The organism is Xanthomonas sp. WHRI 7065 (genome assembly GCF_040203115.2).
GTDB classification, from domain to species: domain Bacteria; phylum Pseudomonadota; class Gammaproteobacteria; order Xanthomonadales; family Xanthomonadaceae; genus Xanthomonas; species Xanthomonas arboricola.
Genome location: NZ_CP168194.1, coordinates 3,427,309 through 3,444,622, shown reverse-complemented (window position 1 = coordinate 3,444,622; position 17,314 = coordinate 3,427,309). Strand labels below are relative to the sequence as shown.

20 protein-coding genes are annotated in these 17,314 nt (G+C 65.6%); 5 read left to right on the top strand and 15 right to left on the bottom strand.

The features are described 5' to 3' along the window. Window positions 1–77: 77 nt before the first annotated feature. The 7 genes from ABQY64_RS14475 to ABQY64_RS14445 form a co-directional block, all read right to left on the bottom strand. Window positions 78–407, bottom strand: a complete 330-nt coding sequence (locus tag ABQY64_RS14475; RefSeq protein WP_024938766.1) for a non-heme iron oxygenase ferredoxin subunit — start codon at window positions 405–407, stop codon at window positions 78–80. After that, window positions 404–943, bottom strand: a complete 540-nt coding sequence (locus ABQY64_RS14470; protein WP_167707037.1) for a GNAT family N-acetyltransferase — start codon at window positions 941–943, stop codon at window positions 404–406. Before ABQY64_RS14470 ends, ABQY64_RS14475 begins: the two co-directional genes overlap by 4 nt. A 205-nt stretch (window positions 944–1,148) precedes the next feature. Continuing rightward, complete coding sequence (locus ABQY64_RS14465) at window positions 1,149–2,393, bottom strand: cysteine desulfurase (RefSeq protein ID WP_102253733.1); 1,245 nt, start codon at window positions 2,391–2,393, stop codon at window positions 1,149–1,151. Beyond that, the gene (sufD, locus tag ABQY64_RS14460) at window positions 2,390–3,652 is read right to left on the bottom strand and encodes a Fe-S cluster assembly protein SufD (RefSeq protein WP_228607731.1); all 1,263 of its coding nucleotides are present in this window, start codon (window positions 3,650–3,652) and stop codon (window positions 2,390–2,392) included. The genes ABQY64_RS14465 and sufD overlap by 4 nt, the downstream gene beginning before the upstream one ends. Beyond that, window positions 3,652–4,416 carry a Fe-S cluster assembly ATPase SufC gene (gene sufC / locus ABQY64_RS14455; RefSeq protein ID WP_024938770.1) on the bottom strand — a complete coding sequence of 255 codons (765 nt, stop codon included), beginning with the start codon at window positions 4,414–4,416 and terminating at the stop codon, window positions 3,652–3,654. Before sufC ends, sufD begins: the two co-directional genes overlap by 1 nt. A gap of 112 nt (window positions 4,417–4,528) precedes the next feature. Beyond that, window positions 4,529–5,986: a Fe-S cluster assembly protein SufB gene (gene sufB, locus ABQY64_RS14450; protein ID WP_349779829.1), complete on the bottom strand. Its 1,458-nt coding sequence runs from the start codon at window positions 5,984–5,986 to the stop codon at window positions 4,529–4,531. A gap of 16 nt (window positions 5,987–6,002) precedes the next feature. Then, window positions 6,003–6,461, bottom strand: coding sequence for an SUF system Fe-S cluster assembly regulator (locus ABQY64_RS14445; RefSeq protein WP_016902345.1), 459 nt, complete (start codon window positions 6,459–6,461; stop codon window positions 6,003–6,005). Between the two features lie 174 nt (window positions 6,462–6,635). On the opposite strand from ABQY64_RS14445, the gene ABQY64_RS14440 reads away from it, so the two are divergent. Both ABQY64_RS14440 and ABQY64_RS14435 read left to right on the top strand, forming a co-directional pair. Then, window positions 6,636–7,103, top strand: coding sequence for an SET domain-containing protein (locus ABQY64_RS14440; RefSeq protein WP_016902346.1), 468 nt, complete (start codon window positions 6,636–6,638; stop codon window positions 7,101–7,103). A gap of 106 nt (window positions 7,104–7,209) precedes the next feature. Beyond that, the gene (locus tag ABQY64_RS14435; protein ID WP_349779828.1) at window positions 7,210–7,752 is read left to right on the top strand and encodes a type 1 glutamine amidotransferase domain-containing protein; all 543 of its coding nucleotides are present in this window, start codon (window positions 7,210–7,212) and stop codon (window positions 7,750–7,752) included. A 144-nt stretch (window positions 7,753–7,896) separates the two neighbouring features. Here the strand turns inward: ABQY64_RS14435 and ABQY64_RS14430 are convergent, their stop codons facing one another. The 7 genes from ABQY64_RS14430 to ABQY64_RS14400 form a co-directional block, all read right to left on the bottom strand. Beyond that, complete coding sequence (locus tag ABQY64_RS14430; protein ID WP_039519840.1) at window positions 7,897–8,493, bottom strand: DUF1439 domain-containing protein; 597 nt, start codon at window positions 8,491–8,493, stop codon at window positions 7,897–7,899. 55 nt (window positions 8,494–8,548) lie between these two features. After that, window positions 8,549–9,073, bottom strand: coding sequence for a hypothetical protein (locus ABQY64_RS14425; protein ID WP_374151367.1), 525 nt, complete (start codon window positions 9,071–9,073; stop codon window positions 8,549–8,551). Between the two features lie 75 nt (window positions 9,074–9,148). Beyond that, window positions 9,149–9,457, bottom strand: coding sequence for a DUF3861 family protein (locus tag ABQY64_RS14420; protein WP_016902350.1), 309 nt, complete (start codon window positions 9,455–9,457; stop codon window positions 9,149–9,151). Between the two features lie 92 nt (window positions 9,458–9,549). Further along, window positions 9,550–10,170, bottom strand: coding sequence for a M23 family metallopeptidase (locus ABQY64_RS14415; protein ID WP_039526211.1), 621 nt, complete (start codon window positions 10,168–10,170; stop codon window positions 9,550–9,552). Between the two features lie 136 nt (window positions 10,171–10,306). After that, window positions 10,307–10,732: an HU family DNA-binding protein gene (locus ABQY64_RS14410; RefSeq protein WP_026064288.1), complete on the bottom strand. Its 426-nt coding sequence runs from the start codon at window positions 10,730–10,732 to the stop codon at window positions 10,307–10,309. Between the two features lie 600 nt (window positions 10,733–11,332). Next, window positions 11,333–12,181 (bottom strand): pyrroline-5-carboxylate reductase, encoded by an 849-nt coding sequence (gene proC, locus ABQY64_RS14405; protein ID WP_349779827.1) that lies wholly within the window; start codon window positions 12,179–12,181, stop codon window positions 11,333–11,335. A gap of 61 nt (window positions 12,182–12,242) precedes the next feature. Continuing rightward, window positions 12,243–12,935: a YggS family pyridoxal phosphate-dependent enzyme gene (locus ABQY64_RS14400; RefSeq protein ID WP_349779826.1), complete on the bottom strand. Its 693-nt coding sequence runs from the start codon at window positions 12,933–12,935 to the stop codon at window positions 12,243–12,245. 323 nt (window positions 12,936–13,258) lie between these two features. Between ABQY64_RS14400 and ABQY64_RS14395 the strand changes: the two genes are divergently transcribed. The 3 genes from ABQY64_RS14395 to ABQY64_RS14385 all read left to right on the top strand — a co-directional run bounded on the left by ABQY64_RS14395 (window position 13,259) and on the right by ABQY64_RS14385 (window position 16,505). Further along, on the top strand, window positions 13,259–14,296 hold the full coding sequence (locus ABQY64_RS14395; RefSeq protein ID WP_003489919.1) for a type IV pilus twitching motility protein PilT: 1,038 nt from the start codon (window positions 13,259–13,261) through the stop codon (window positions 14,294–14,296). A 122-nt stretch (window positions 14,297–14,418) separates the two neighbouring features. Beyond that, window positions 14,419–15,549 carry a PilT/PilU family type 4a pilus ATPase gene (locus ABQY64_RS14390; protein WP_016902355.1) on the top strand — a complete coding sequence of 377 codons (1,131 nt, stop codon included), beginning with the start codon at window positions 14,419–14,421 and terminating at the stop codon, window positions 15,547–15,549. Window positions 15,550–15,830: 281 nt separating this feature from the next. Beyond that, complete coding sequence (locus ABQY64_RS14385; RefSeq protein ID WP_349779927.1) at window positions 15,831–16,505, top strand: YitT family protein; 675 nt, start codon at window positions 15,831–15,833, stop codon at window positions 16,503–16,505. A gap of 136 nt (window positions 16,506–16,641) precedes the next feature. Here the strand turns inward: ABQY64_RS14385 and ABQY64_RS14380 are convergent, their stop codons facing one another. After that, entirely contained in the window at window positions 16,642–17,187 is a 546-nt protein-coding gene (locus ABQY64_RS14380; RefSeq protein WP_349779825.1) for a DNA-3-methyladenine glycosylase I, read from the bottom strand. Between the last annotated feature and the right edge of the window lie 127 nt (window positions 17,188–17,314).

The window sequence follows — 17,314 nt, the reverse complement described above, 5'->3', positions numbered from 1 at the left end:
CGGGGCCGAGACTGCGGATCAGCGTCCTGAGCGGTCTGCGCTCATGGCGACCGTGTCACGCACGGGTCCGGCTGGTGTCAGCGGTCGTCGCGGGTCCAGATGCCGCCGTGTTCGCGCTTGACCGGGAACTTGGGCACCGCGGTGTAGGCCGGTGCGCACAGCGGGCGGCCGTCGCGGATGTCGAAGCGGGCGCTGTGCAGCAGGCACTCGATGCTGCCTTCCGCCGGGTCGAACGTGCCCGGCGACAATTCGTAGTCTTCGTGGCTGCAGCGGTCTTCCAGCGCATACAGCTCGCCGTCGAGGTTGAAGATCACGATCGGGGTGTCGGTCACCTCATCCCAGACGGTCTGCAGCTCGCCGGGCAGCAACGCCTCGCTGGCGCAGACGAAGGTCCAGGTGTCGCTCACGGCGCTGCGCCGCCAAGCGGTTTTTCCAGCACCTCGAAGCGCAGGTCCTGGCGCAGCGGCACGCCGAAACGCGCGTCGCCATACGGGAACGGTTTGAAGACGCCGGTGCGGCGGTAACCGCGTCGTTCGTAGAACGCGATCAACTCGTCGCGGATATCGATCACCGTCATGCGCATCAACGGCAGCTGCCACTCGGTGTAGGCGATACGCTCGGCCTCGGCCAGCAGCGTCTTGCCCAGTCCGCTGCCCTGTAGCGCGGGGTCCACCGCAAACATGCCGAAGTAGCCGACGCCGTGGTCGTCGGCAATATGTGCGCAGGCCAGCAGGCGCCCGTCCTGTTCGACCAGCAGCACCAGGCTGCGGTCGCGCAACAGGTCCTCGCGCAGCACCGCAGGATCGATCCGCGCGCCGTCGAGAAAGTCGGCCTCGGTGGTCCAGCCAACGCGGCTGACATCGCCGCGATAGGCCGAGGTCACCAGCGACACAAGGGCGTCGATGTCGTCGACGGTAGCGGTACGGAAGGTGGTGGTCTGCATGGGAGCAGTTTAGCGGGAGTCGGGATTGGGGATTCGTAAAAGCGCGAGAACGCTGTTTCTTGCACCGTGTCGGATGTCCGGATTGGGGCGTTGCTCTGTGTCTTGCCATGGGCACGTGCGCCAACGCACGGAGGTCTGGCGCACGCGCTGCAGGGCGGCGAAGGGGTCTTCCGAATCCCCAATGCCGAATCCCCAATCCCCGCCGTCAACCCAGCAGGCGACGCACCTTCACCAGCGCAGCAACGAAGCGCTCGATCTCGTCATGCGTGTTGTAGAACGCCAGCGAGGCGCGGCAGGTGGCGGCGACGCCGTAGTACTGCAGCAGCGGGTGCGCGCAGTGCTGGCCCGAGCGGACCGCGACGCCTTCCAGGTCGAGCAGGGTGGCCAGGTCGTGGGCATGCGCGCCTTCGATCAGGAACGACACCACCGCGGCCTTGTCCGGCGTGGTGCCGAAGATGCGCAGGCCGTCGATGCGCTGCAGTTCTTCGGTGAAATGCGCCAGCAGCTCGGCCTCGCGCGCTTCCACGTGCGCCAGCCCGACCGACTCCAGATAATCGACTGCCGCGCCCAGGCCGATGAAACCGGCGATGTTGGGCGTGCCGGCTTCGAACTTGTGTGGGGCATCGTTGAACACCGTGCCCTCGAAACTGACTTCCTTGATCATCTCGCCGCCGCCCAGGAACGGCGGCATCGCCTGCAGGTGTTCGCGCCGTGCCCACAGCGCGCCGGTGCCGGTGGGCCCGCACATCTTGTGGCCGGTGATGGCGTAGAAATCGCAGCCGATGCCGGCCACGTCGATACGCCGATGCGGCGCCGCCTGCGAGCCGTCCACCACGGTGACGATGCCGCGCTTGCGCGCCTCGCGGCAGATCTCGCGCACCGGATTGACCGTGCCCAGCACATTGGACACATGCGTGATCGCCAGCAGCTTGACCTCCGGCGTCATCGCCTTGCGCAAGGCATCCAGATCCAGCGCGCCGTCCGGGGTGATCTCGGCCACGCGGATGCTCGCGCCGGTGCGTTGTGCCACCAGCTGCCACGGCACAATGTTGGCGTGGTGCTCCATGCGCGAAATCAGGATCACATCGCCGGCGCCCAGGCGCGGCAGCGCCCAGGAATAGGCCACCAGATTGATTGCAAAGGTCGTGCCGCTGCACAGCACCAGTTCGTCGGCACGCACGTTGAGAAAGCGTGCCAGTTTGCTGCGCGCGCCTTCGAAGGCGTCGGTGGCCTCGGTGCCCAGCGCATGCACCGCGCGGCTCACATTGGCGTTCTGGCGACGATAGAACTCGTCGGTCGCGGCGATGACCTGCAGCGGCTTCTGCCCGGTGTTGGCGTTGTCGAAATAGATCAGCGGCTTGCCATGCACCTGCCGCATCAGCAGCGGGAAATCCGAGCGCACGCGCTCCCAGTCCGGCGCGGCCAGTTGCGTGGCGGCGGGCGCGTTCATGCCACGCCTGCCGAGGCCAGTGCGCGGTCCAGCTGCAGCGCCAGCACCGCAGTCAGCGCGGCGGGGAGCACGCGCAGCGGCTCGTGGCAGAACGCCGCGCTCAACAAACGCTGCGCCTCGGCCTGCGGCAGACCGCGCGAGCGCAGATAGAACAAGGCATTGTCGTCGAGCTGGCCGACGGTGGCGCCATGCGCGGCCTGCACTTCCTCGGCATCGATCACCAGCACCGGCTGGGTGTCGATCTCGGCGTTGGCCGACAGCAGCAGATTCTTGTTCGACAGCCGCGCGTCGGTGCCATCGGCGCCGGGACGAATGTTGATGCCGCCGTGGAAGACCACCCGGCTGCGATCGGCACCCACGCCGCGCCAGACTAGCTCGCAGGTGGTGTCGCGTGCGATGTGCGCGATGCCCAGCCGTGTATCGACATGGCGGCGGCCGTTGCCGAGCAGCACGCCATTGGCGGTGAGCTGGGCGTTGTTGCCTTCCAGGCGCACGTTGAGCTCGTGGCGCGACAGGTTGGCACCCAGTTCCAGGTCCACGCGCTGGTAGCGCGCATTGCGCGCCAGCACCGCATCGGTGCGCAGCAGCGACGTTGCGTGCGCGCTGTCGGCCTGCATGCGGGCATGCGACAGCACCGCATCCTGGGCCAGATGCACATGCATCAGGCTGTTGTGCAGATGCGCGGCATCGCCGACATGCAGGTGGTGCTCGACCACGTTCAGCGCCGCGCCGGCGCGCAGTTCGATCAGGTGGCGGTGGTGCCAGGACAGGTCATGCTCGCCGGCCACGCCGATGAAGACCAGATGCAGCGGCGCCTCGATCTGCGCGCCGTCCTGCACGCGCACCAGCACGCCTTCGTCGGCAAGTGCGGCGTTTAGGCGCGCAAAGATTTCATCGCTGCCTTCGAAACGGCGGCCGAGCAACTGCTGCGCCTCGTCGCCGGCGGCCAGCGACGCTGACAAGGTGTCCAGCCGCACGCCGTCCGGCAGCGTCGACAGGTCGCTCAATGCGTCGGACGGGCGGCCGTTGACGAACACCAGCCGCGGCGACGGGATCTCGTCCAGCAGCGCGGCATCGATCAGCGTCGGCACCAGCGGCGCGGGCTGGAAGCTGCGCCGCTCCAGCTGCCGCAGCGAGGTGTATTTCCAGGCTTCGGCGCGCGGGCCGGGCAGGCCGGCCTGCAGCGCGGCATCGAGTTCGACCCGGCGCGCATCGTTACCGCAGAAGCCGCGGGCGAGGGATTCCAGCAGGGCGCTCATCAGGCAGCCGCCTCGGGCACCACGCGGTCCTTCAGGAAGTGATAGCCGTGCTTTTCCAGCTCCAGCGCCAGTTCCGGGCCGCCGCTCTGCACGATGCGGCCTTCGGCCAGCACATGCACCACGTCCGGGGTGATGTAGTCGAGCAGGCGCTGATAATGGGTGATCACCAGGAACGAACGCTCCGGCGAGCGCAGCGCGTTGACGCCGTCGGCCACGCTCTTGAGCGCATCGATGTCCAGTCCCGAATCGGTCTCGTCCAGGATGGCGAGCTTGGGCTCGAGCACGGCCAGCTGGAAGATCTCGTTGCGCTTCTTTTCGCCACCGGAGAAGCCTTCGTTGACGCCGCGATGCAGCAGCTCGTCCTTCAGATGCAGCACGGCCAGCTTCTGCCGCACCAGCTTGAGGAACTGCATCGAGTCCAGCTCTTCTTCGCCACGCGCCTTGCGCTGTGCATTGAGTGCGGCGCGCAGGAAATAGGTATTGTTGACGCCGGGGATTTCCACCGGGTACTGGAAGGCCAGGAACAGGCCAGCGGCGGCGCGTTCTTCCGGCGGCAGCTCGAGCAGGTCCTTGCCTTCGAACTGCACGGTGCCGGCGCTGACCTCATAGCCGTCGCGCCCGGCCAGCACGTTGCCCAGCGTGGATTTGCCGGCGCCGTTGGGCCCCATGATGGCGTGCACCTGGCCCGGCTGGATGTCCAGCGACAGGCCCTTGAGGATGTCTTTGCCGGCGATGCTGGCGTGGAGGTTGTTGATCGTAAGCATGGGAATAGAGAATCGAGAATAGGGAATGGGTAATGCGAGACGTTGGCGCGGTAAGGAGCAGGAAAGAGAACCGATACCGATTCTCCATTCCCCACTCCCGATTCCGTTGGCGTCAGCCGACGCTGCCTTCCAGCGAGACTTCCAGCAGCTTCTTGGCTTCCACCGCGAACTCCATCGGCAGCTCGCGGAATACCTGCTTGCAGAAGCCGTCGACGATCAACGACACCGCGTCTTCCTGGCTGATGCCGCGCGCGCGGCAATAGAACAGCTGGTCGTCGCTGATCTTGGAGGTGGTGGCCTCGTGCTCGACGGTGGCGCCGGGATTCTTCACCTCGATATAGGGGAAGGTGTGCGCGCCGCACTGCTTGCCGATCAACAACGAGTCGCACTGGGTATAGTTGCGCGCGCCGTCGGCATTGCGGTCCACCTTGACCAGGCCGCGATAGGTGTTCTGCCCGCGCCCGGCACTGATGCCCTTGCTGACGATCTTGCTCTTGGTGCGCTTGCCGATGTGGATCATCTTGGTGCCGGTGTCGGCCTGCTGACGGTGATGGGTCAGCGCCACTGAGTGGAACTCGCCGACCGAGTCGTCGCCGATCAGCACGCAGGACGGATACTTCCAGGTGATCGCCGAGCCGGTTTCGACCTGGGTCCAGGTGACCTTGCTGCGCGCGCCACGGCATTCGGCACGCTTGGTGACGAAGTTGTAGATGCCGCCGCGGCCTTCCTCGTCACCCGGATACCAGTTCTGCACGGTCGAATACTTGATCTCGGCATCTTCCAGCGCCACCAGCTCGACCACCGCCGCATGCAGCTGGTTTTCATCGCGCATTGGCGCGGTGCAGCCTTCCAGATACGACACATAAGCCTTGTCCTCGCACACGATCAGGGTGCGCTCGAACTGCCCGGTATGGCCGGCATTGATGCGGAAATAGGTGCTCAGTTCCATCGGGCAACGCACGCCCGATGGAATGAACACGAAGCTGCCGTCGGAGAACACCGCCGAGTTGAGCGCGGCGAAATAGTTGTCGCCGACCGGCACCACGCTGCCCAGATACTGTTTGACGATCTCCGGATGTTCCTTGATCGCTTCGGACATCGAGCAGAAGATCACGCCCTTTTCGGCCAGTTCCTTGCGGAAGGTGGTGCCGACCGAGACCGAGTCGAACACCGCATCCACCGCCACGCCGGCCAGCCGGGCGCGCTCGTGCAACGGCACGCCGAGCTTGTCGTAGGTGTCGAGCAGTTCCTTGGGCACGTCGTCCAGCGATGCGTACTTCGGGCCCTTGGGCGCGGAGTAATAGCTCAGCGCCTGGAAGTCAATCGGCGAGACCTTCAGCTTCGCCCATTCCGGCATCGGCATCTTCAGCCAGTGCCGATACGCCTCAAGACGCCAGTCGGTCATCCATTGCGGCTCGTCCTTCTTGGCCGACAAGGCACGGATGACGTCCTCGTCCAGGCCGGGTGGGAGCGAGTCCGATTCGATGTCGGTGATGAAGCCGGCGTCATAGCGTCGGCCCAGCCGTTCGATAATTTCGGCATTCTGCGGGGGTGCAAGTTCGGTGGCCATCGGGCTGCCTACAGGGTCAGGTGGTCGCGACGCGTGCGGCGATGGAACGCCGACGGCTGTCGCCAGGGAGAGATAGGGGCTGCAACATCTGTGCGAGCGTGACGCGACGCAATGCATCGCCGACCACGTCGTTGATCAGGCGCCAGTTGGAACGCACCCCGCATGTCTGCGCGATGCCGCACTGGCTGTGGTCCTGGCTGCATTCGGTGATCGCCAGCGGGCCTTCCATCGCCTCGACGATTTCCACCAGCGTGATCTCGCTGGCCGCGCGCGCCAGCCGGTAGCCGCCGTGCACGCCGCGCAGCCCTTCGACCAGGCCCGCCTGCGACAGCGGCTTGAGGATCTTGCTCACGGTCGGCGCTTCCAGGCCGGCCTGCTCGGCAAGTTCGCTGGCGCTGAGCACCTGGCCGCAGCGCGCTGCCAGGACGGTCAACACGACGGTGGCGTAATCGGTGAGTTTGGTGACGCGCAACATGGGGAAGGCGATAAATCTGAAAGCGGACCGAAATTGTACGCTTTTAGCCGGGGCAGGGCCACCTGCCTGGTTCAGCCGCCGGCAAGCAGCAGCCGTTGCGGGTACTGCTGCGCTTGTGCTTGGCGCATCGTCGCACTGCAGTCACAATGAGCGGCCCCATCACTGGACCCCTTCATGTCGCGCAAAGTTGCCGCCCGCAAGTCACGTATCCACGGCAATGGCATGTTCGCCCTCGCCGCGCTCCGCAAGGGCGAGCGCATCATCCAGTACAAGGGGCGCCTGCGCACGCATGCGGAAGTGGATGCCGATGACACCGGCGATGTGGAGAGCGGCCACACCTTCCTGTTCACGCTCAGCGACGACTATGTGCTGGATGCCAATTACGAAGGCAATGTCGCGCGCTGGATCAACCACAGCTGCAACCCCAATTGCGAGGCGGTGATTGAAGAAGCCGAGGGCGACGACCGCAGCAAGGACAAGATCTTCATCGAGGCCAAGCGCGCGATCAAGGCCGGCGAAGAGCTCACCTACAACTACGGCATCACCCTGGCCGAGCGGCACACGCCGCGTCTGAAGAAGATCTGGGCATGCCGCTGCGGGTCGAAGAACTGCACCGGCACGATGCTGCAGCCCAAGCGCTGAGCACCGGTTTGCCGGCGTCGCACTGACGCGGCGCACACATCGATTCACTCATGCGCAACAGGCGCACGCCTAGCGTGCGGGCTTCTTTTCAGTGAGGAGTCCCCGCATGTCGTATTCGCTCTCCGGCAAGACCATCGCAGTGCTGGCCACCGATGGCTTCGAACAATCCGAACTCATTGAGCCCAAGCGCCTGCTGGAATCCTGGGGCGCCAAGGTCGATGTGATTGCGCCCGGCGACGCTGCGCAGATCCGCGCCTGGAACAAGACCGATTGGGGCGATTCGGTGCCGGTGGACCAGCGGCTGGATCAGGCCAAGATCGACAGCTACGACGCGCTGGTGCTGCCCGGCGGGGTGCTCAACCCCGACACCTTGCGCGGCGACGCCAAGGCGATCGCATTCATCCAGGCCTTTGCCAGTGCCGACAAGCCGGTTGCCGCGATCTGCCACGGCCCATGGCTGCTGGTGGAAAGCGAGCTGGTTCGCGACCGCGACGTCACCTCGTGGTCGTCGGTCAAGACCGACCTGCGCAATGCCGGCGCACGCTGGCAGGATGCGGAGGTGGTTGTCGACGGATCGCTGATCACCAGTCGCAACCCCGACGATATCCCGGCCTTCACCGCTGCAGTGGCCAAGGCCCTGGTGGCCTGATCCGTCCCTTGCAACGTTGAGATGAAAACAAAGGCCCGGCGTGGTGACGCCGGGCCTTTGTCTTGATCCGATGGCCGTTTGCGCAGATTGGCGCGACGGCATGACGGCGTATTTCAAGTCCTGCGTCGCAGCTAGCGCGTCAGCCTATTTCCCGGACAATGCAGCGGCCGGCACCAGCTGTTCGATGTTTTGGTTGAAATTCACCGCGACGCGGCCGTTCTGGATGCCGACCGACTCCACCTGCACATTGCCCATCACCGCCGCGATGGCCGGGTCGATACGATAGATCGGCTCCTTGCGCGCGTAATCGGCCAGCCAGGCATTGAGCAGCTGGCGGGTGCTGTGGTCGAGTTTTGCGCCGGCGTTGGCCGGGCGGAAATCGTCGATGGTGGGCTGATCGAGATAAAAGCCCTGCTTGGCCGTGTCGTAGCGCAGTGCGCTGGTCAGGGTCACATTGCCGACCGGTGCGGGCGCGCCGCCGGCAGTGGCGAGCGCCAGGTCGAAGGCCATCTTGAGCCGGTCGCCCGGCGGCAGCGACAGCGCCGGATTGCTGACCGTCATCTCGACCAGGCCGCCCAGCGCATCGTGCGTCTGCGGGAAGCGGCCACCCAGGAATTGCTGCAGGTCGCTGCCCTGTACGCTGATCTGGTGTCCCTGGATCTGCGGGGTCGCCCACGCGCTGGTCGTCGGTATCGCCAGAGCGAGGGCAAGCATGGATCCGGCAAGCGAACGCAGTTTCATCGGGTGACTCCGGCAACAGGTGCGATCACCTTAGTCGGTGCCGGTGAACCGTGGGTTAGCGCAATACCGGGTGCAGGGTGGCCGAGTAGATCTCCCAGTCGTCGCTGCCGCTGCGCGGCTGCAGCCGGTAGGCGCCGACCAGGCGTTGGGTGCCGGTGTCGGTGCGCACGATCAGTTGCACCGGCACTTCGATCCGGCGCGGGGGCTGTTCCTGATCCAGTGCGATGGGCGCGTCGTTATTGATACGCATCGACTGGATATTGCCGATACCGCGCAGCGCCGCATCGTCCGGCACCGGCGCAGGGTGACCGCCGCTCCACAGTGCATCGGCATCACCACGTGCCGCACCTGGCAACGCGCCCAGGTATCGCTGCACGGTCGCGCTTGCTTTGGCGAAGTTGGCGCGCGCAACCGCATCATCAGGGGTGGCATCGCTTGCGGGTCGTGCGGGCGTGTTGTCTGTGGTGGCGGTAGTCGGCGTTTGCGTCGCCGCTGCAACGTGCGAGGACGCTGCCGCGTTGCCCGTTTCTTCATCAGCGCTGCGATGGCAACTGCAACCGGCGATTGCCGCTGCCAGCATGACGATCCCCAACCCACGCATGGCGCATCTCCCGTCCCCGATGCGCGCAGTGTAGCGGTCGCCGCGACGCCGGTCTCAGGCGCCGGCGGCCGGCTGCACGCGTTGCAGGCGTTCCAGCAGCAACTGCAGTCTTGGCCGCAAGGCCTCCAATGCATCGCTTGGCTGCGCGCGCGGGCGGGCGGCCAGGTCTTCCAGCAGCTGCGAGCCGACCGTCAGCGCCGCACATTCGTCGCTGCTCAGATCGCGTCGCAGGTGCAGCTCCTCGAGCAGCCGCATCCAGTCGGCCCGCGAGCGCTGTTCGAATTCGATGGTGCAGCGATCGCTGCAGGGGCGGCCATCGCTCTCGATGGGCGTGACCGTAATGCGATAGCGTTTTCGGGACATGGAGGGGGCGTCGTTCCTTGGGCTGACTCCACCATAGGCGTAGCCAGCAACGGCCTCGATAGCTCAGGCCATGACGCAGTGTTCCAGCATGCTCACTGTGCCGGCTGTGGCACGGGTTTGCGCAGCAGCGGCAGTGGATCGTACGCACCGTTGCGCCCATAGACACCATAGTGCAGATGCGGCGGCGTGCCGCGCGCATTGCCGGTGGTGCCGACCATGCCGAGCGGTGTGCCGGGCTCGACGACATCGCCAACGGCCAGGCCGGCGGCCCAATCGTCCAGGTGCGCGTAGTAATGACGTTCCATCGCCGGCCCGAGTACCCAAACCTGCTTGCCGCCCAGGCCTTGATCGCGGATGGCGCTGACCACCCCGCGTGTTGCGGACAGCACCGGCGTGCCGCGCGGCGCGAAGATATCCACGCCGGCATGACGTCGGTCGCGACCGCGCGGTGCGCCGAAGGTGTCGGCGATGCGGCGTGCCTGCACGCCTTCGACCGGAACCGACAACTGCGCGGGTGGCGGCATGCGTGACAGCTCCCAACTGGTACGCAGTTGTTCGGCAATCGGCAACTGCCATGCCCAGCGTGCGGCCACACCCAGGGCGCACAGCAGCGCAATCGACACCAGCAGCCGGCGCACCCGGCGCGCGGGGCTGCGGGTTGCCGATGACGGCGGTGTGGATGGGCGAGAAGACGACGGATCGGTCACATGCACCTGCTGCGTTGCAAATCAGCGTGCAGGGTAGGCAAGCGGCGATGAGCGGCATGTGGGGAGTGATGCGGGCGGTCACGCGCGCGCAAAAAAAAAGACGGCCCGCAGGCCGCCTTCGTTACAACGCAGGCGTGCTCGATTAGAGCGCGGCGTCCTTCAACTTCTTCAGCAGACGAGCCTTGACCTTGAAGCTGGCCGGCTTCGCTGCAAAGGTCTGCTCTTCCTTGGTGAACGGGTTGATGCCCTTGCGCTTCGGCTTGGCCGGCACATGGACGCTGGTCAGCTTCAGCATGCCCGGCAGGGTGAACGAGCCGGCGCCCTTCTTGCTCAGCGACGAATGAGCGGCCGATTCCAGCGTCGCCAGAACAGCGCGGACGTCCTTCGGAGCCAGCTGGGTGGATTCGGCAATGTGCGCGACCAGGCCGGTCTTGCTCAGCGCTTCCTTGATCGGCTTCGGCGCAGCGGACTTGGCAGCAGCGGCCTTGGCCGGCTTTGCGGTCTTGGTCGCGGCGACCTTTTTCACTGCCTTCTTGGGGGCAGCCTTCTTAGCGGCGGTTTTTGCCATGAGTTATGTGTTCCGTGATCGTTGGTGGTGTTGGGTCTGCCGACCCAGTCGGCAACGCGAAATGTAGGGCAACTGCTGCGCGCCGCCAATAGGGAAACGATGAAACAACCGAAAAAAAGCGTCTTTTGACGGGGATTCGTTCACCGGCGGCAGAAAACCTCCGCGAAAGCGCTGTCGACACGGCTGCGATGCGCAGGGTGATGCGGTGTCTGACGCATAGCAGCAGATCGTTTGCGCGAAGCCATGTGTGCGTTTTGCATCATGCTCGGCGCTGAGGATTGGCTACGGCGTGCAGCTGGCGGTGGCGTTCGCTGCCGCGATCAAGCATCGCCGCGTGGCTACGCCTTGCAGGAGACGTCCGACGTCGCCGGCTGTTGGTGCGTGTTCCTGAGGCCTTGTTTTGACCCGACGAGCCGCTGCGTTTGCCTCGCTGCTGCTGTGCGCGCCCGTCGCGTGCGCCGGGTTTTTACGCGCCTGACAGGCGCCGACGCGCTATATGTGGTGACGGCTTAACTGCGCAATTGCAGCTGCACTCCCGCGCGCGGCACGGCCGGCGCTGCGAGACATTTCTGCTTTGGACGATGTCCCGTCACCGGTCGACTAATCATTGGCTGCCGACAGGCTGCGGCCGCGCTCGGTCGCCGCGGCAATCGCCTTGGCGGTGAGCGCTTCGAACTGGCCGGCCTGAAATGTCTCAATTGCCGCCTGCGTGGTGCCGTTGGGCGAGGTCACCCGGCGGCGGAGCAGCTCCGGTGCTTCGCCCGATTCGGTCAGCATGCGCGAGGCGCCGAGCAGGGTCTGCAGCACCAGCGTGCGTGCGGTGTCGGCTGGCAAGCCTTGCGCCTGCGCGGCAGCTTCCATTGCTTCGGCGAGCAGAAACACATAGGCCGGCCCGCTGCCGGAGACCGCGGTCACCGCATCCATCTGCGCCTCGTCGTCGATCCAGACGGTGACACCGGCGCTCTCCAGCAGGCCGGTTGCCTGCGCGCGTTGCACGTCGGAGACGCGTTGATTGGCATACAAGCCGGTGACGCCGGCACCGAGCAGGGCGGGTGTGTTGGGCATTGCGCGCACCACCGCAAGCTCGCCGCCGGACCAGCGCTCCAGCTGCGGAGCGGTGATGCCGGCGGCAATGGACAGCAGTAGCGGCTGCTGCGCCTGCGCAAGATCGGCCAGCTGTGCGCATACCGCTGGCAGCACCTGCGGCTTGACCGCCAACACCCAGATGGCTGCGCCGTCCACGGCGCTGCGCGCCTGCTCCACCGCATGCACGCCGAAGTCGCGCGACAGCGCATCGCGCAGTTCGGCCACCGGCTCGGCGACGCGGATACTGGCCGCGGGCACGCCTTGCCGGATCAGCCCGGCAATCAGGCTGCGCGCCATGTTGCCGCCGCCGACGAATGCGGTGATAGCAGCGGCAGAAGGCGCGGGCGAGGAGGGCAGAGTCATTGCGACACCTTAAGTAAGAGGAAACGGCGATGTGCTACGCGAGGCCGATCGGAACCGAGGGTCAGGACGCCGCGGCAGCCGACGAGCCGCGTTCGCCGAACAACGCAGTCCCGACCCGCACCATGGTCGCGCCGGCCGCGATCGCTTCGGCAAAATCCGAGCTCATGCCCATCGACAAGGTATCCACCTGCGGGTAGCGGCGCTTGAGGTCATCGAACAGTGCCTGCATGCGGGTAAACGCCGCCATGCGGCGCGCCTGCTCGGGGAATGGCGCGGGAATCGCCATCAGGCCGCGCAATTGCAGCCGCGGCTGCAGCGCGATGGCCGCGGCCAGGTCGTCGACCGCCTCCGGCGCGCAACCATGCTTGCTGTCCTCGTCGTCGATGTTGACCTGGATCAGCACATTCAACGGTGCGCGACTGGCCGGGCGGTGGCTGGCCAGCGGCGCGATCAGCTTGGCGCGGTCCACGGTCTGCACCCAGTCGAACCACTCGCTGGCCAGTTCGGCCTTGTTGGATTGCAGGTGGCCGATCAGGTGCCACTCCAGGCCGAGCGTCTGCAGTTGGGCAATCTTGGTTTGCGCTTCCTGCACGTAGTTTTCGCCGAATGCGCGCTGGCCCTGCGCCGCCAGCGCGGCAACCGCGTCTGCCGGCCGGGTCTTGGACACCGCCAGCAGCCGCACATCGGCGCGCGCGTGCCGAGCCGCGGCGGCGTGGATGGCATCGAGAATCTGCTGCAGCGACGAAGCCGGCACGTGGCAATCCAGGCGGGAAAGGAACGCTATAGTGCCGCCCCCGGCTGCGTCCTTCCAGCCGGCGCGTCGAATCAGGCCGGCCGATGACGCTGCAATGGCGCCAGCCCTCGCCGAGCCTGCCCACAGACGGGGCGAGCTGGCGATCGGCGCGGCGCTGGCCCAAGCAAGGACCGTGCCCGCACCGCGCGCCCAAACCAACGCCTTCAGGCGCGCCCGACGGCGCCGGCCTGAACCGGCCGCGCGCCGCTTCCCGCCAGCAGCCAGAACGCTATACTGCCGCTCGGGGAGTACCTTCCAATCGCAGCCTAGGGGAAAAGCAGCGCATGGATATCGCTGAACTATTGGCGTTTTCCGTCAAAAACAAGGCATCGGACCTGCATCTGTCGGCCGGCTTGCCGCCGATGATCCGTGTCGATGGCGATGTCCGTCGCATCAATATTCCGGCCCTGGATCACAAGCAGGTGCATGCGCTGGTCTACGACATCATGTCGGACAAGCAGCGTCGCGATTACGAGGAATTCCTCGAGGTCGACTTCTCGTTCGAGATTCCGTCGCTGGCGCGCTTCCGCGTCAACGCGTTCAACCAGAACCGCGGCGCCGGTGCGGTGTTCCGCACCATTCCTTCCGAAGTGCTGACGCTGGAGGACCTGGGCTGCCCGCCGATCTTCCGCCAGTTGATCGACCAGCCGCAGGGTCTGATCCTGGTCACCGGTCCGACCGGTTCGGGCAAGTCGACCACGCTCGCCGGCATGATCGACTACATCAACAAGAACGAATACGGCCACATCCTCACGGTCGAGGATCCGATCGAATTCGTGCATACCTCGCAGAAGTGCCTGATCAATCAGCGCGAAGTGCACCGCGATACGCACGGCTTCAACGAGGCGCTGCGCTCGGCGCTGCGCGAAGATCCGGACATCATCCTTGTCGGCGAATTGCGCGACCTGGAAACCATCCGCCTGGCGCTGACCGCCGCCGAAACCGGCCACCTGGTGTTCGGCACCCTGCACACCAGCTCGGCGGCCAAGACCATCGACCGCATCATCGACGTGTTCCCGGCCGGCGAAAAGCCGATGGTGCGCTCGATGCTGTCCGAGTCGCTGCGTGCGGTGATTTCGCAGGCGCTGCTGAAGAAGGTCGGCGGCGGACGCACCGCGGCCTGGGAAATCATGGTCGGCACCCCGGCCATCCGCAACCTGATCCGCGAGGACAAGGTGGCGCAGATGTATTCCTCGATCCAGACCGGCCAGCAATACGGTATGCAGACGCTGGACCAGCATCTGCAGGACCTGGTCAAGCGCAGCCTGATCACGCGCAACCAGGCACGCGAGTACGCCAAGGACAAGCGGATATTCGAGTGATTCGGGAATAGGGAATCGGGAAAGGGGAATCGCGAAAGCACGCATCCCTGACCGGTCCCGGCTCCCGGCTTTTCCAATTCCCGATTCTCGATTCCCCATTTCCGGCTCCGAAGGAGCACGCCATGAGCACCATCGACTTCACCTCCTTCCTCAAGCTGATGGCGCACCAGAAGGCGTCGGATCTGTTCATCACCTCGGGGATGCCGCCGGCGATCAAGGTGCACGGCAAGATCAGTCCGATCACCCAGACCCCGCTGACCGCGCAACAGAGTCGCGATCTGGTGTTGAACGTGATGACGCCGTCGCAGCGCGAAGAATTCGAAAAGACCCACGAGTGCAATTTCGCCATCGGCGTGTCCGGGGTCGGGCGCTTTCGCGTGAGCTGCTTCTACCAGCGCAACCAGGTCGGCATGGTGCTGCGCCGGATCGAAACGCGCATCCCCACGGTGGAAGAGTTGAGCCTGCCGCCGGTGATCAAGACGCTGGCGATGACCAAGCGCGGCATCATCATCTTTGTCGGCGCCACCGGCACCGGCAAGTCCACCTCGCTGGCGGCGATGATCGGTTACCGCAACCAGAATTCCACCGGGCACATCATCACCATCGAAGACCCGATCGAATTCGTGCACAAGCACGAGGGCTGCATCATCACCCAGCGCGAAGTCGGCATCGATACCGATAGCTGGGAAAATGCACTGAAAAACACCCTGCGCCAGGCGCCGGACGTGATCATGATCGGCGAGGTGCGCACCCGCGAAGGCATGGATCATGCCGTGGCCTTCGCCGAAACCGGCCATCTGGTGCTGTGCACCCTGCACGCCAATAATGCCAACCAGGCGATGGACCGCATCATCAACTTCTTCCCGGAAGACCGCCGCAACCAGTTGCTGATGGACCTGTCGCTCAATCTCAAGGGCGTGGTCGCGCAGCAGTTGATTCCGACCCCGGATGGCCGCGGCCGCCGCGTGGCGATGGAGATCATGCTGGGCACACCGCTGGTGCAGGACTACATCCGCGACGGCGAGATCCACAAGCTCAAGGAGATCATGAAGGAGTCCACCAACCTGGGCATGCGCACCTTCGACCAGAGCCTGTTCGAGCTGTACCAGGCCGGCGAGATCAGCTACGAAGACGCGCTGCGCTACGCCGACTCGCAGAACGAGGTGCGCCTGCGCATCAAGCTGTCGCAGGGCGGCGACGCCAAGACCCTGGCGCAGGGCCTGGATGGCGTGGAGATTGCCGAGGTTCGCTGAGCGCTTGCAGGAGCGCTGCAAGCCGTGGCGGATGGCCGGGCGTGCATGGAGGCGGGATGGTCTACGCCGGATTCGCTGCAGCGTCCTGCTTGCAGCTGTTTACTGCACGATGCCAGCGACGGACGCCGCCGCAGCCGATGACCGTGCAACGTCGCAACACACGCGCGGGATGATGTTTCAGATGTAACCAGGCGGGCCGATAGTGTCTAATATCCGCACCCCACCGCAGTGCCCAGCCCGTGAGCCTTCCCGATTCCGATCTCCGTCCGGAGCAACAGCCGTTGCCCGACGACGGCACAGTGATGACTTCCGGTCCGTTGACGCCGCCACCGGATTCGGCCGGCACCTCAGCCGACGATCACGCGTTTCATCACTCGGTGGCCGAGGACGTGCAGGGCATGGTGCTGGCGACGCTGGTCGCCTCGCTGGGCCTGGCGATCTTCGCCAAGGGCGGCCTGATGATCGGCGGCATGGCCGGCGTGGCGTTCCTGCTGCATTACGCGCTGCACTGGAACTTCGGCCTGGTGTTCGTGCTGGTCAACCTGCCGTTCTATTGGCTGAGCGTGCGCCGCATGGGCTGGGAATTCACCCTGAAGACCTTTGCCGCGGTGGGTGCCTGCGGTGCGCTCACCGACCTGCTGCCGCGCTGGGCCGATTACGCGCACATCAGCACGCTGTTTTCGGCGATCGTCGGCGGCGCGCTGGCGGGCCTGGGCATCCTGTTCTTCATCCGCCATCGCGGCAGCCTGGGCGGCATCGGCATCCTGGCGGTGTACCTGCAGCGCGAGCGCGGCTGGAGCGCCGGCAAGGTGCAGATGAGTTTCGATGCGATGCTGATGCTGGTCGCCTTCAGCGTCCTCACCCCTGAAAAGGTGCTGTACTCGGCGCTGGGCGCATTGATGCTGAGCCTGGTGCTGATGTTCAATCACCGCCCGCATCGGTATATGGGCGTGTGATCCAGCGCGTTATCGGGCGCCGTTGATCTAGCTGCGCTCGGCCGCTACGCGGCACGTCGAGGCGGCATGTTGCGCATTGCCGCTGCCGCCATGCGCCGTGCGGCTGCTTGCCGGCGTGTGCGCGCCGACGTTGCCGCTAGACGGTGCCGTTGCGCATCCACGGCGGCGACAGCGCCTGGATGCGCGCGAACACCGGGCAACCGGCATGGTGCGCGCCGGGCAGGTAGCCCAGGCTCATCAGGAACTCGCCGGTGATCTCGCCACCGGTGAAGCGGAAGGTCTTCTTGAACAGCTTGACCCAGGCGGCTTTGTCGAGCGGATGCTGTGCATCCAGCCATTGCGCGAAACTGCCGTGCGAGGCGCGTAACTGCTGGATGACCTGCGCATTGTGGATGGCCGCCAGCACCTTCAACCGGTTGCGGATGATGCCGGCATCGCCGAGCAGCCGCGCAATGTCGCTCTCGCCATAGGCGGCCACCGTGTCCACGTCGAAGCCGTCGTAGGCGCGCTGGAAGTTGCTGCGCTTGCGCAGGATGGTTTCCCAACTCAGCCCGGCCTGATTGATCTCCAGCACCAGGCGCTCAAACAGCTCGCGCTCCTCGCGCTGCGGAAAGCCGTATTCGTGATCATGGTAGTGCCCGTGGACCGGATGCCCGGGGGCGATGCTGCAGTAGCCGCTCATGAGATGCCTGTTGTGGATGTAGCAGGTGTAGGTGGAGCAGCGGCCGGCGCGAAGGCCGGGAGTCCGGCCCGCCACGATAGCGACCGAACAGCGACGCGTGGGTGCACGCATCGACTGCGGTGCCGTA